Origin of the sequence: Halorubrum sp. CGM5_25_10-8B, assembly GCF_005435095.1 — an archaeon.
Taxonomy (GTDB): Archaea; Halobacteriota; Halobacteria; order Halobacteriales; family Haloferacaceae; genus Halorubrum; species Halorubrum ezzemoulense.
Window position 1 is genome coordinate 1 of record NZ_SGTY01000017.1, and the last position, 15,048, is coordinate 15,048.

Consider the following 15,048-nt stretch of genomic DNA (forward strand, 5'->3'; position numbering starts at 1 on the left):
CGCCGTCGCGACGGCGTCGAACATTTCTCCCCGGGTACAGACCCACTCATCAACGTAGTCAGCATGGAGGTCCTGGTAGTGGCGGTACGCGTCGACAGTAGCTGCCGCGATACGGTCATCGAGGGTTGAGCCCTCGAACTCCGCCGCCAGTGCGTCGGCAGTCCCGACGCCGGCGTCGTCGAAGAGTGAGAAACGACTACTGAACGAATCCGCAAGAGCGGCCGAGGCGGGTTCGCCGGCGAGAGCCCCATCTGTTTCGGCTGTCGTTCCGTCGAGCGCGTACTCCGCCAGCCGGCGGTTCAACTGCCCGGAGAGGGGTTGAACCGGACCGTGAAGCTTCTCGTGCCAGTCACGAACGACCGCATCGAGCGTCTCGGCACGAAGACGGAGGGGTTCGTAGGACGCGGCCCAGCGGTCCTCGACCATACTCCGGCGAGCGTCGTTCCGCGTTATATACAGGATTGAACCAAGAAGGTCATCAGCCACCTGGTCAGCCCTTTCAAAAGCAGCTTGTTCCAAACGTGCATGTCGGGAACCAGTTAGAAGCGTATTATTCATCGAATACTATTCAACAAGAGATCCGTCTTACTTCACTTTTGGCGAGATAATCTCGTTATAGGGGTATTCTGAATGCACACCACATTTCTACAGGTAGATTTAATACACGGAGTGATGCACAAGAGCCGAAATGGTCAAACGAGGGATTTTTGGATTCAACTGATGGAGAATAGCTTCAGTTCTCCTTTGGACTCACGGTGGGGAGTGCAACAATGAAAGTCGTAAATATAGTTGGTTCAGGTTCTCTTAATACCGAACTTGATCTTGAAACGCTCTCTGAAGAAATAGGCCAGCCTCAGGCTAGATATGACCCTGATAAGTATCCCGGTATATATCTTCGATTTGAAAAAGAAACCCCGCTAATCACTATATACAGAACTGGCAAATATATCATCACTGGACCCACTTCAGAGGAGGAAGTATTCGACCTTCGGGAACGGTTTCTTAATTTTCTGTCCGATATGGACGTCATTGAAAACGCAACTGACGAGTGGTTTTCCGTCCAAAACTACGTCTGTACTGAAGACCTTGATCAGACTCTGAATCTGAATGCGCTCGCTATCGGATTGGGACTGGAACAGACGGAGTACGAACCCGAACAATTCCCCGGCCTCATTTATCGTCCCGAAAGACACAACGGGGTTGTACTACTCTTCGCTACCGGCCGCGTCGTGATTACCGGCTGTCAAAGTGTGGATGCGGCAGAAGAGATATTCACCGATCTGAAGGATGATTTGGCGGAGTTTGTTTGAATCGAGTAAGTCGACCTTCCAAATCAACATTTAAGTCGAGTGAAGGAGCAAGGTGCTGTATGTCCATTTGGCTCGTCCAATCGAACACCTCCATCAGACTCAACATCCATGACTGACGAGCAAACCAAAGAGATTCGGCGACGTTTAGATGAGGACCTCTCTTTAGATGATTTCGAACGCGATTACCGCTCCACTGGAGAGGCGGCAACTCAGTTCTTCCAAGATCTCTTCGTTCAGGTGCTCAACTTCGAAGAGACGACATCACCTCTAGGTGACGCAACTTGGCAGGACATCCCTGTCCACGAGTGGCCGAATACAGCACGGGCGAATGCCGCTCGCCTCTTCGCCGAATCTGGGAACTTCCGCGTCATCTACGTCGAACTGGAGAAGCTGACCCGGACAGCCGAACGTAACGCTATCCAGAGCCTCACTCGGTCGGATCGGACGAGTGGGTGGGCCATCGACGGCTCCTTCCTGACTGTGTTCCACGCACCGGACGAGGACATCTGGCATCTCGTCACCCCCTACGAAGAGGACACCGACGACATCACGACTGGTCGCCCGGTGCTGCGCAGGTACACGCTCGGTGAGGGAGAGACCCACCGGACCGTCGCCAACGCACTATCAAGTATGGATGCCAGCAAGGGACGGCTGGCAGAACGCATCGACGAGGCGTTCCGAGTCAAGCCCGTTACTGAGGATTTCTATGAGAACTACAAGGGCGCCTTCGACACACTCAGTAAGGAACTTCGCCGTAAGGGGTTGGAGATCGAGGACGCCGACCGGTACGCGCACACCACGCTCAACCGGCTGATGTTCTTCTACTACCTCCAGAAGAAGGGCTGGATTGGTGATCGGAAGGACTTCGTCCGATGGTTCCACCAACAGTACGAGGAGTCCGACGAGGAGGACGTGTTCCACGAGAAGTGGCTCTCGGCGCTGTTCTTCGAGGGTATGAACAGCCCGGAAGGTGGAGAGATAGATGCTGATCTCCCCTCGGATGTCGAGTCGGCCATTACTGGACTCCCGTATATGAACGGTGGACTCTTCCAGCCAACTGAGGAGGACGAAAGCCATACCTTCCTGTCTGACTCTGTACTGAAATCGGTGATTGAAGAGTTCCTCGAACAGTATAACTTCACCGTCACCGAGGAGAGTCCCTACGACATTGATGTTGCCGTCGATCCGGCGATGCTCGGGAAGATCTACGAGTCCCTAATTGTAGAGCAGGAACGCGGTGAGGCAGGGATCTTCTATACGCCGCGAACGGAGGTTGACATGATGTGCCGAGTGGCGGTCTATGAACAGCTCACTACGCGCTCCGACGAATTCTCTAACCTTGATGACGAGCAGCTGGTCGAGTTTGTATTTACTGAACCACATGAATGGGAAAGCCAGACAGATAATGAGCGAGAAGAACTCTTAGAAACTTTACGAGAACTGAATATAGTTGACCCTGCATGTGGGAGTGGAGCATTTCTCGTGGGGATGAAACAAGCCCTCACCGAATTGTATAGAAAGTTGGGTGAAACGCCAGATTATGACCTAAAAGAACAAATCATCAATGAAAACCTCCATGGGGTTGACATCAAAGGCTGGGCTGTCCGCGTTGCAGAGTTCCGTCTTTGGCTCTCGCTGATTCAGGGAGAAGATGAACTCCCTGAAGAGCGGCCCGTCCTTCCTAATTTCTCATTTAAACTACATACCGGCGACAGTCTCATTCAGTCGGTGGGTTCCATCGAATTGCCTTCATTCAAGGAAATTCGAAGGGACGCAACGGAGGGGGTCTTCAAGAAATTACAGGAACTGGAAAAAGCAAAAGATGGATTCTTCCAAGGGAATATCGAAGACCAGTCAATTATCGAAGAAAAGCAGAAGGAGCTGCTAATTGCGTACATTGACGATAGAATGGAATCGCTGGAAGGCGCTGCAACAACCCAAAGTACGTTGGGGGGAGGAGCAACAGAGTCATCCCAGCAGTCCGCCGCGGAGGCTGAAGCCGAAATTGAACAATTGGAAACACTGCGTGAGCGCATCCTAGCCGGTGAGTTCACTGATTTCATCTGGGAGCTGAATTATCCCGAAGTAATGCTCAGCGGCGGATTCGATATCGTAATCGGAAATCCGCCATACGTACGACAGGAAGATATTATCGATCAAGGGATCAACCCCACCCGCTTGGAGGAATTATCCTCAGATGAGGTCAATGATCTAAAGTCAGAATATAAAGAGGATCTGCGGGAGTTCGTTGAGACTCGTTTTGACGTTAAGCCGTACAAGACCAGTGACTTGTATCTATATTTTTACTTCAGATCGATGGACCTTCTCCGCGAAGGGGGGACACTTTCGTTCGTCACATCTAACTCCTGGCTTGATGTCGACTACGGGGTTCGGCTTCAAGAGTTCCTTCTCACACAGGGCGATATTAAATACATTTTAGAGAACCGCTCACAGCGAACGTTTGAAGAGGCAGATGTTAACACGATCATCTCGATAATTAACAAAGGGGCCCCAGAAAGGCTTGTTGGGCGGCCCAGCTTCGTCTCAGTATACGATCCGTACAGCCAATTTACGGACACTGGAACATTAAATAGCGTACTTGTTGGAGATGGAGAAGAATCGGAGACTCTGTCATTCCAAGGGAACGATCTCGTCGTGCGGAATCGGAGCTCGTGGCGTTCGATCGAATTGTCAGCCGCCGCTCTTTGGCAACTTGGGGGAGGTACAACCACTCGAACCGGTAATGGAGAGGGGGAAGCAATTCCCCAAGGTAGGTACAGGTCCGGGAAATGGGGGAAGTACACTCGGGCCCCTACGGTGTTCTTCGAACTGGCCGGAAAAACCGACCAATCGCTGTCCCAGCTAGGAGAAGAGTGTACGATTAAGCGTGGGACACGTACTGGCGCAAATCAATTCTTCTATCTTCCGAGCAAGTACTACAACGCACATCGAGAGGGAGAAACCCTCGTTCTAAAGTCGACGGGGGAATGGCCAGATGCGGAGTACGAATCAGAGCTGCACATCCCGCGGGAATACTGGATGCATCAAACTGAGAATGGATGGGAACCGAACCTTGTACTGAAAACCTCAAAATCGTTCGATACAACGATCTTCGACCTCGATTCACTGGAACTTGGTAAAGGACTTCGCTACCTGCTCGTGATAGACGATCCCAAATCGGAGCTCAAGGGAGACATGAATGAATACGTCGAGTGGGGCGAGTCGTACGATCCCAGTCAAGATGATCTGGGGAGAAAGCGGACTGGGTTCCCCTCTTCTGTCTCAGGACGGGGTATTGAATGGTACGATCTCTCGGAAGATCTACAACGTGGGGATGTCCTACCTATGAAGAACATCAATACGCGTCACGTCTATTGGTTCCCCGAACAAAGGACATGGATTGATGACCGCCTCCACGGTATTGAGGTCCCCGGCGACGAGCGTAATCGTCGGTACCTTGCCGGTGTGTTAAACTCTACCTATGGAACCCTCTCATGTGAGGTGAATGGCCGCGTAAATCTGGGTCAAGGGGCACTAGATATCGCAACAGACGATCATAAAGCTACACTCATCCCACCGCTTGAAGATGTCGACACAGAGCTGAAAGATGAAATTGCTGACCAGTTTGAAACGTTTGGGACGAGGAGCGCCTCATCCATATTCGACGAACTTGGGGCAACAACACCAGCAGAATTGTCGTTTGACTCTGTTGCAGAGGATCGCTTGGAACTAGATCGACTTGTTATTCAAGAGTTGTTCGGCTTTGATGAGGACACCCATAGACAAGTATACGAAGGAACTCTTGAACTCGTTGGTCAGCGTATTTCAAAGGCTGACAGCGTCTGAGAGAGTTATACCCTCGAGATGAGGGTATGGAACCGCGGTTGAAACAGTTATATCCTAAGATCGCCCTCGAGAAGTCGCCGTTTAAATTCAGCGGCATTAATACCATTCTCCCTGTCTGTACTGATCCAGTTGGATCCGCCCGCATTAGGATCAATATTGTTGATTTTGAACAGTGTCATCATAGAATCATCGTTAATCGTTTCCTTGTTCTGATAAGCGATCAACGGGACGGCATCCGCTCCTTGCGCACTTGTTACCTGTAATACATAATTTCGGAGATCATCTTTGAATGGAGTCCACCCATCGAGATCAATGTAGCTTCTTTTCAATTCAATCAGATACTTCGGCGTTACACCATCGGATGTGATAACAATATCAAGATCCTGTTTTTTGAAGCGCTCAGGGAGGTTCGCCCGGCTCCAGTCGTGAAAACCGCCCGCTGTTCGCTTGTTCTTGGCCTTGCTGGTCCCCATACGGTCATAATCCGTTCCAAAGTACTCCTGTAATTTTGCCGCCGCACGATCCAGATCTAGCCACTCCCGATCGACGTGAAGGGTTCCATCAGGCTTGTCAGTTACCTGTCCCACCTCAAGTTTCCCAGAGTCAAATCGACCTTTTCCGATCCATAGTAGGGGAACGTTGTTCCCACGGGCGAACTTTTGCATCATCTGCAATTCGTCAGTCTTGGTGAAAGATTCGAATTCGCCCGGATAGTTATAAGTAAATCCGAGCAGAGAGGCATCATTCGAGCCGGATGCCTCTCCCCAAACAAGCATCGCCTTCTCATCTGTTGACATATATACACGTTCTTCTGAGGATAGGTACTCGTCGAAGTTGGAGCTCATCATGAAAACACCGTATTGGCATTAGTATATATCCGTCGCTGAGATTTGTCACGAGAAGCAACGAACAACTCAAAGGAACCGCCCACCAAAACAGTCATCTGTAATCATTGTGTCCGACGGATGTATGGAGCTAGGAATCATCGACAACGATCAATATTCTCGCCTTGATGAGGTTCTGAAGTCAGGGTTGGCGAGAAATGATGTTGATCGTATACGGATTGCGGTCGGCTACCTCTATATGAGCGGGCTAAAGCGACTCCGTCCCGAACTGGACAATTTCCTAGATCGGGGTGGTTCCCTTCAAATAATGATGGGGAATCCGAATCAGCAGGGTTTGGATGAACTCGTGGAAGCCAATAAAAACCTCAGACTCGCGGGAACACAATTCAGACAGGCTAGCAACGTCAAGTGGAGTGAACGAACGGAGATGCGTGCTGAGACCGCCGAAAATTATGCAAAACAGGTTCTCTATGAGGATCCTTCAGTCGAGAATCAGGAATTCTTCTCGAAACTGATTGACTGGCTGGAACAGGGACGGATCAAACCGCGGCTCTATCTCCAGGAGCGATTTCATGCGAAGGCATATCTTTTCGAAAAAGATGATGGCGACATCTTTTCTCCGCAAGGAGTTGGCGTGGTTGGGTCATCCAATCTGAGCCTAAGTGGTCTCCATAGCAACACCGAACTTAACGCGCCGGTTTATAACGAGAAGGTCAATCAACTTCAGAATTGGTTCGATGACCTCTGGGAGGAAGCGGTTGAATTTGATGAGGACTTGCTGGACACGTTTGAGGAGTCCTGGGTTTCAAACAATCCTGGACACGTTTCAGCGGACGACGAGCCACCAGCACTACCGGGCGATTCGCTTCCGAACGACACGACTGAGACACTTCGAGAGGTGAGCAGTGGTACTGGTCTCCCGGCACCATATCTGGTGTACACGAAAATCCTATACGAGCTCTACAAAGAGACGCTGGAGACCGCCGAGGACTATCTCCAGTCGTTCGACGTGTACGAGGACCTTTATGAGTTCCAGAAGTGGGCTGTAAATCGCGGGATCCGTATCGCCAACAAGTACGATGGTGTCCTCGTCTCCGACGTCGTCGGGATGGGGAAGACGTTCGTCGGCCTCGGTCTCCTCGAACATTTCCACGCACGGAACCGGCTTCGCGGCAACAAGGGGAAGATGCTGATCATCTCGCCGAAGCATCTCCAGCCAATGTGGGAGCGTATGGTCAACAAGCAGTACAACTTCAACGCGGAGGTGATCAGCCTGGGAATGGTGTCGAAGGAAGGCTACCACAAGACGCTCTTGGAGGAGCACGACGACACGACAGTGTGTCTCGTCGACGAGGCCCACCACTTCCGGAACGACGATACGCATCGGTACGACAATCTGCAGTCATTCCTACCAACGGTCAACCAGACGATTCTCCTGACGGCGACTCCGTACACGAAGAGCGCGTGGGACGTCTACAACCAGATCAAGCTGTTCCACATCGAGGATATCACGCAAATTCCGATTACGCCGCCAAACCTCTACGACTTCACGAAGATGGCGGATAACGACGAGACAGATCTCTCGAATCTTCTCAGTCACGTGATGGTGCGGCGGACTCGCCAGGACATCATCGACCAATATGGTGAGGAGGATGAGGATGGCAATTTGTATCTCCAGATGGGGGGCGAACGACGGTACCTCCCAGATCGGCACTTACAGACGGTCGATTACAATCTGCACGAAACGTACTCAACCGCAGACGGTGTGAATGATTCACTCTATGAGGCGATTGTAGAGACGCTGGAAGACCTCACGTTCGCGCGGTACTCTCTAGGTCAAGAGGAATACCTGAAGACAGGGTATGCGAATCAGGACCCGTATCAGAATCTCTCTTCGATGGGAAGGAGCATTCGTGGGTTGATGAAGTCCAACCTCCTCAAGCGGTTGGAGAGCAGTGTTCATGCCTTCTATACATCGCTCAATCGGATGCTTCGGAGCTACCGAATGTTCCGAGATCTACTTGACGAAGGAACGGTTGCTGTCGGGAGCGATGTCTCAGAACTCATCAATAGTGGGGAGCAGATCGACACCATCCTTGATGAGATCGACGAAATGGTCGAAGAAGGAGAGTACGCGGCGTACCAAACGGAGGCCTTCCATCTTGACGAACTAAAGCGTGACCTTGAGACCGATATCCAGCTCCTAGCTGATCTGCAGGCCACGTTGGAACCATTCCATCAGGAAATCCAAGACGACTACGCGATGGATGACAAGGTCGAACAGCTCCGGGGACTCCTTGGAAATCTCCGAGTAGGCTCACATGATATACTTCAGCGTGGGGATCGGGCTGAGAAACTGATCGTGTTCACGCAGTTTACAGACACAGTAGAGTATCTGGAGGCTGCGTTTGAGCAGTTCCAAGACCGGGGGCTAGTCTCTGATGACGTTCGGTTTGCCAGTGCCACGAGTGACACGTCGAATGTGGAGGACATCATCCAGCGTTTCGCTCCAGAGGCCAACGATGCACGGGATGAAATCGATCCGAGTGACGAGATAGACATCCTCTTTGCGACCGACGTGGCGGGGGAGGGGGTCAATCTTCAAGATGCGAATTTAGTCATCAACTACGACCTACACTGGAATCCCCTACGTCTAATTCAGCGAATCGGTCGTGTTGACCGCCTCGGGAGTGGCCACGACGATATCTATGCTCTCAACTTCCTACCGGAAACGGAACTTGAAGAGGAACTCGGTATCGTTGACCGTGTTGAGTCTCGGGTGCAAGAGATCAGTAGTGTTCTCGGTGAAGACGGGGAGATCCTGAGCCCGGAAGATAACGTGAACAAGTCGTATATGGAGGATATCTACGCCGAAGAGGACATCGAGAAGGTCGAAGACGACGTTAACGAGATCATCGGGAGTGACGATCTTATCGGTCCAGCAAGCAGCCTTCAGGATCTTAAACAGGAACATCCGGATCTCCTCAGTTGGTTGGATGACCGTGACGGTATTCGAAGTGCGATGGAGTGGGATCGAGAATATGACGGTGTCGTCATTGTCTATCGGCAAGGAGACTACACAACCCCGTACCTCGTTACGTTCCCGAGCGAGGGAGGTCAGGATCTTGCCACACAGGAGAAGGACACCATTGTCGAAACAATCACATGTCCCGTCGATGAACCAGTCGCATCCGTCGACGCAGAGAGATTCGACAGTCGCTACGAACGGGCTGTACAGGTGGCAAGAACGGAGTTCGGCGATGACATGGGGAAACGGCGGCAATTCCAGCGAGAGGCCCGTCAAGGTGCGAGTATTGATCGGGAATACGTAATTGACGAACTCGGAGAAGTCGCATCGTCTGTAGAAAATACCGACCAACAACAGACACTAGCACAGTTCCAGGACATCGTCGAGACTGTATCGGCAGACCAAATCCTCGACGAATTCCGAGACTTACGTAACGAGGAAGTCACGGGTGAAGAACTGGTAGCTGCTGTTCGAGAAATCATCTCACGGTATAATTTGCAAGAGAAATACGAGGAACGCCAAGAGTGGGCGGAAGAACAGGAAGAGCCACCCCATGTCGTCGCGGGGATGTATTTGAAAGGAGGAGAATAGATCGCTTCCCACCGCGCTGAAGTTCAAATAGCTGTAGGAGCCAACTCTAACCATGACCGAATTAGACAAACTGCCCACCACTGACTCTGGACATGTCGTCAAGCAACAAGCGATGAAGTGGATGGAAGGACTGGACGAACCAAGTGATGAAGAACTCAAAGACGCCGTGATTCCGAAGCCCTCCGACTTCTCAGGTAGTAAGTATCCAACAGAGATCTCCACGGTTCGAATTACCGGAACTCCTGAATTTATTGAGGCAGCAGGAGCCCTCCTCAAGCCCTTGCTCGATTTTGAAGACGATACTACCCGTGTCGAAGTCAATCTTCAACGTACTGAGGATCGGGATACCGGAGAACTAACTGATAATTACGCTCTCTACCTATCTATCGCCGAGCGGGGATGAGTCCAAGACACCACCAGTACACTATGGAAAACACAGACAAAGGAGATCGGGTCCGAATTGACATCCCCGACGAGACCGATCCAGACCACCAATATCACGGAGACCACGGTGTAGTTGTGAATGTTCTCTCGGACGACGCCGGCGTAGAAACAGGAGATTCACGGGACTCACGGCTCTATCGAATCCAGCTCGAATCGGGAGAAACGATTGATGTTCGATGGCGAGATATCCGTCCTCCGATTCAGTAACTGACTTTCAACCACCTAGTCGAGTAATCAGCGATAGGGTTCAGAGTCCTCGGTAACGACCTGATCGAATAAGCTCTCCACGCTTGCTTCAAGATTCTGGACGTATTCATCGTAGGAACCAGTGTCGGCGTTAGTCGTCACTGCGAAGGAGTGCAACGAGTACCCCTCGACTGTTGAGGGAGGCATCTTCACACTTCCACCGGGATAGACTAGAACGCCTGGAACTTCAAGGGAGAGGATGTAAGAGGTCAGCTGATACACGTCGCTAGAAGAGGGCGATTCGTGGTTGGTTTTCCACTTCGCATCGGCGACGAGTATCGGTTCCCCACCGGCTGTCCGGACGAGGACGTCCGGTCGCATTGAAACCGAGTGGGGACCGTCAACGAGGTTCGGGATCGAGGCCTGACCGTCAACGCGAAGACCCTCTTGTTCTTGTGCGACAGCACGAAACCCCCGTTCGACGATCCGCTCGAAGACGGTATTCATATTCACGAACAACGCCAGCGAGCGCTGAGTCCCGGCACGGATATCCTCGAAAAATTCTCGCTCTAACACCAGCGTCGCCAGTTCGAGTAATGTCGTATAGTGGTCATTTAGTCGAGAGAGTTCGATACGTCGAACGGTTGCTGGCTGTACCGGTTCCACGCTAACGAACTCCCTGAGCTGTCGCTCCTGTACTCTGAGCTGGCTCCTGAGGTCGTCATCACTTACGAGAGTGATGAGTACCCGAATTGACGCCAATACCGCCTGATTCAGTGTATTGTCCGTGGTAAACTCCTCGTAGTCGACGGCGAAGTCGGTCGTGACAGGAGAAGGGCGCTGAAGCTGTCGTTGTACGTCGATTCGGCCTTTGACACGTTTTTCGATGCTACTCGTGGCGACGTAATCCCGATGAAGACCTTGTGAGAGCACCGAGTGGAGTTCAGCCCGAAACAGGATTCCAATCGCATCAAAAAATGACGAGGCACTTGTGAAGTCCGTCTCCAAATCGAGAGTGTCGACCGGCGTGTCGAAGGCGTACCGAAGCGCCCACAGTAGCCGGGTCACGGTCCGTTTGGGGGTGACCTCGACGCGAACACCGCTGGGCAGCGTAAGTACGCCTACGTACGAGCCACTGGAGAGAGTTACCTTCCCGTCGCTCCCGAAGGAAACATCGAGTGGTGCAGTCCCAAAACGCTCCTCCATACGCTCCAAAAACTCGGCATCCGGTTGCGAAACGGGGAAAGGGTCGGTCTCCTCATGTTCCCCGAGAGAGATCGGCTCCGACGGGGGCTCGGTTTCGGTGCCGCCAGTTTCGTCGATCTGTGGACCGAGCCCACCAATCGGGAGAAACTCAGTCATGCTATTGTTCGTTCGCCCGATTGACGAACTCGCGAAGGCTTTCGATGAGATCGTCGATATCTGACTGTGCAAGATCTTGTACGTTGAGCTCAGGGCTCTCGAAATCCCCGTTCTCCCCGTCTTCCGGGTCCCACTCGTGTTGATAACCCGTAACCGATTCAAAGACCGTGGCGGCATCGTCGATGAACGCCGGTGAAACCTCACTATTGTCGTTCGAGACTACCCAGTTCCACCGGAACCCAATCGTTCCATCTTCCTCGATCTGAATGACCCCGACAGATGGGTTGACCGAATCTGCTTTCACCATCAAACTCGCATAGTCGCCGTCCCCAGGATCAAGATTGGCTATATCGTCGGCATCTTCAATCAACTGGGATATTTTTTCGGCGTTCGCCGGATCAAGCGTTGACGAAATCCGGTCACGGAACGCCTCAGTTGTTCTTTCCCCTTTCCCCCATGTGTCGTCAGCGGAGTCAGAGTCTGATTCTACAGATGATTCACGTTCTTGGCCGGACAGATCAACTGGGTTCTCGATCCCGCCGAGCGTACAGAGCGCCGTATAGAGGTCGGTGGCATTGAATGACTGAATACGCTCAGTATTCCAGTCAAATAGTGTCTCACCAGTCCCATCGAGAAGATCTTCTCGAAGCCGGTCGAGCTGCCCAAAGTAGTATTCTTCCAGTTGAGGCAATATATCGAAGCGCCACGCGTCGACGACTGCTGCCCTCGAATCGTGTTCGAGGAGGTAGGTGTGGCCGAGCTGTTTTCCTTTCCCAAGCTGTGCCGCGTCCAAAATACGCTCGTTGAGTTCATCAATAGCGAGGATACTGGCTGCTAAGAGCCGGTCCCTATCTGAGACGGCTCCAGTAGGTGCTGTGAGCAGTTCTTCGGGTTCCATCCCGGCGTCGATGGTGTCGTACTGCTCGAAGACGACATCGAGATTTGGTGGGAAATCAATAAATCGGAACCGTCGACGGAGTGCCGTATCGACCAGCGATATCGACTGGTCGGCAGTGTTCATCGTCCCGATGATGTAGAGATTCGGAGGTAGCGTGAACGAATCGCCGGAGTGTGCAAGTTCGACCTCGAAGCTGCCTCGTTTATCGGCCTCCAGAAGGGTGATGACTTCACCGAAGATCTGAGCGAGATTTCCGCGGTTGATCTCGTCGATGATCAGGACAAACGGCGGTGCCTGCTCACCCGCCGGCGTTGCCTCCAGCGCGTCGCTCGCGTCCTCAGCAACGTGTTTCAGCACCCCATCCTCGACATCGTAGGTAACACTTCCAGACTCTGTTGCGTCGGCAGTCAGCCCCTCGGTGAAATCCTCGTAAGAAAACGAGGGATGGAACGTCACCGAGCGAATTTGTTTGCCTGTGGGCTCCCTCTCGGTTTGCTCGTGGATCCATCGTCTCGCAAAACGCTTCGCGTCGAAGGTCTTCCCCGTTCCAGGAGGACCATACAAGATAACCTGCTTGTTCTGGACGAGCTGTCGTTCGATTTCTTCAGCACTATTCGGCTTTGACGGGAGTTCAGTGGCGTCGGTTGAGGTCACCTGCTCGACGTCGATATCAACTTGGCTGAGGAGAAAGTTTGCAGCTGCGTTCGAGAGATCCGCGAGATATGCTTCTTGGAGGTGATCGTTTGAGTTTATTGGATAGTATTTTTCTGTTCGGTATTTGTCTTGACCGAGATTTTCCTTAAACTCGCTATCGACAGAGAGTGGTTCATTGAACCAGTGAAAGTCGACAGCGATTCGCTGGTACTTCTGGTCACGGAAGGAGTATGTTTCGTGATGACCCGTGGCGATTGAGTAGCCGATGAGCTCGTCGTCGAAATTATGGAAGATTACATCGCCTTCCGCTACTCGTTCAAGATCGTGGTGCCACTCATTATCTACTTTAGCTCTCAGATATTCGTCTCGAATTTCAGCTTGATTGCCTTGATTGACCCAGAACGGGGTAGCGTCCGTCCCTGCAAGGTCCTGAATTGTTGGCGTTGATGCGGCGCCGCCCTCAGTACCAGAGTCAGTCTTAGCGTCGAGCACCGTCCGATAGAGTCGGATTGCCGCGTCAGAAGATTCGTTCTCGATACTCGACTCGTCGACCTTGTCGATCACATTGAATAGCTGATCCACCTCAAGCCGAATCGGGACCTCGAGTCCGTGATCAGCTTCTGCTGTCGCGTGGCCAACAACTTGCTCATATGTTTCGAGGAAATCTTCGAACTCCTCGACACCCTCTGCGTAGGAGCCTGGTTGATCGTAGTCGAAGAAGGCCAGACCGCTCTCAGTAGCGGCGTTGATGATCGGATACTCCTCAATATGGAGGTTACCAAAGAGTTCCCGGACCGTCGTTTTACCACCTAGTTCAGCTTCCCACTGGTCGTCGTATTGATCGGCATCACGAATTTCTTTTATAAGATCCGCAAGTTCGTCAATCGAATTGTCCCACTTAGACAGTATGTTCTCGGCGTTACCACGTTGGATAGCGGCATGCATCCGGTCCCACATCGACTTGAACCGTTCCGAGGTGGGATCGTCGATGAACGCATCCGCTCGCTCTCGGATATCTTTCGTCCTGTCGTGTTTTTCGAAATCAAATTCCTCGCCAGCGGTATGGTTTTCCGCGACTTCTCGCCACTCTTCGAGTACCTCCCGCTGGCCGGGAGTCAATATTGTAGGCATCTCTCCACCATCACTAATTATGCCGTAGACTCGCTCGATCGCCTGCTCATCGGGATTTTTGATCGGCATAACCGACTGTGGGGGAGCATAGGCCTCATCATATCCTAAAATCCGGTTGACCTTCGCCCGATTGTAGCCATTCGTCGGGTGTCGCCAGTGTTCCCAATCGATGCCGACGTGAAACTCTTCGACATCATCGTCCGGGGCCACCTTCTTTTCAGGGTCGGTAATACCTTCACCACTCCACGGCTCCGACACAGTGCCAACTCCAACATAGGTGCCAGAGGGTTGATCATACATCAGAACCCTGTCGCCCTCATTTAGGGGTTGAAGCTGTTCTCCGTACTCCGACTTGTCGGCAAACGTCGCGGCTACGCTGACGTCCTCGAATAGTCGTTCAAAATCGATTGGATTGTGATGTTGCCGATTAGTATGAACGAAATAGGCATCAGTCATCGATGATACCAATAGATTGCCTATTGGCTAAATAAAACCAGTCACCTAAATCCCCGCGGACGGTTCCACGGTCGGTATGTTTGGAACATCGTCTAGAAAGCAGAAATCCGAATCTAGCCCAAAGAGGACCCAATCCCAGGTTCAAGCCATATGCGTGCTGTGAGTCGCTTTGGGAGCAAAAGACCAACCGGGATCGGTGGTGACGAATTGGGGATTCCGGTATAATGAATTCTCGGCCAGCAGTTGATTCCGGAAACTCTCGGAAATGACTGCTTTCCACAAACCAGAATCGCGCTA

General features: G+C 52.0%; 8 protein-coding genes and 1 pseudogene. 5 read left to right on the plus strand and 4 right to left on the minus strand.

Annotated elements, in window-relative coordinates:
* Positions 1 to 426: pseudogene (locus EXE51_RS14210) on the minus strand (PD-(D/E)XK nuclease family protein); the annotation flags it as partial.
* Positions 427 to 770: 344 nt separating this feature from the next.
* Here EXE51_RS14210 and EXE51_RS14215 point away from each other — a divergent pair.
* Positions 771 to 1,310 carry a TATA-box-binding protein gene (locus tag EXE51_RS14215; protein WP_137692874.1) on the plus strand — a complete coding sequence of 180 codons (540 nt, stop codon included), beginning with the start codon at positions 771 to 773 and terminating at the stop codon, positions 1,308 to 1,310.
* A 108-nt stretch (positions 1,311 to 1,418) separates the two neighbouring features.
* Positions 1,419 to 5,156 carry an Eco57I restriction-modification methylase domain-containing protein gene (locus EXE51_RS14220; protein WP_137692875.1) on the plus strand — a complete coding sequence of 1,246 codons (3,738 nt, stop codon included), beginning with the start codon at positions 1,419 to 1,421 and terminating at the stop codon, positions 5,154 to 5,156.
* A 47-nt stretch (positions 5,157 to 5,203) separates the two neighbouring features.
* Here the strand turns inward: EXE51_RS14220 and EXE51_RS14225 are convergent, their stop codons facing one another.
* A complete protein-coding gene (locus EXE51_RS14225; protein WP_137692876.1) occupies positions 5,204 to 6,001 on the minus strand; it encodes a hypothetical protein in 798 nt (265 codons plus the stop codon).
* 124 nt (positions 6,002 to 6,125) lie between these two features.
* Between EXE51_RS14225 and EXE51_RS14230 the strand changes: the two genes are divergently transcribed.
* The 3 genes from EXE51_RS14230 to EXE51_RS18260 are packed head-to-tail and all read left to right on the plus strand — an operon-like array spanning position 6,126 to position 10,271.
* Positions 6,126 to 9,620 (plus strand): helicase-related protein, encoded by a 3,495-nt coding sequence (locus EXE51_RS14230; RefSeq protein ID WP_137692877.1) that lies wholly within the window; start codon positions 6,126 to 6,128, stop codon positions 9,618 to 9,620.
* Positions 9,621 to 9,672: 52 nt separating this feature from the next.
* The gene (locus tag EXE51_RS14235; RefSeq protein WP_137692878.1) at positions 9,673 to 10,023 is read left to right on the plus strand and encodes a hypothetical protein; all 351 of its coding nucleotides are present in this window, start codon (positions 9,673 to 9,675) and stop codon (positions 10,021 to 10,023) included.
* A 23-nt stretch (positions 10,024 to 10,046) separates the two neighbouring features.
* On the plus strand, positions 10,047 to 10,271 hold the full coding sequence (locus EXE51_RS18260; RefSeq protein WP_137692879.1) for a hypothetical protein: 225 nt from the start codon (positions 10,047 to 10,049) through the stop codon (positions 10,269 to 10,271).
* Between the two features lie 27 nt (positions 10,272 to 10,298).
* Here the strand turns inward: EXE51_RS18260 and EXE51_RS14245 are convergent, their stop codons facing one another.
* Both EXE51_RS14245 and EXE51_RS14250 read right to left on the minus strand, forming a co-directional pair.
* The gene (locus EXE51_RS14245; RefSeq protein ID WP_158413897.1) at positions 10,299 to 11,612 is read right to left on the minus strand and encodes an McrC family protein; all 1,314 of its coding nucleotides are present in this window, start codon (positions 11,610 to 11,612) and stop codon (positions 10,299 to 10,301) included.
* A gap of 1 nt (position 11,613) precedes the next feature.
* Entirely contained in the window at positions 11,614 to 14,751 is a 3,138-nt protein-coding gene (locus EXE51_RS14250) for an McrB family protein (RefSeq protein WP_241990637.1), read from the minus strand.
* Positions 14,752 to 15,048: the final 297 nt, after the last annotated feature.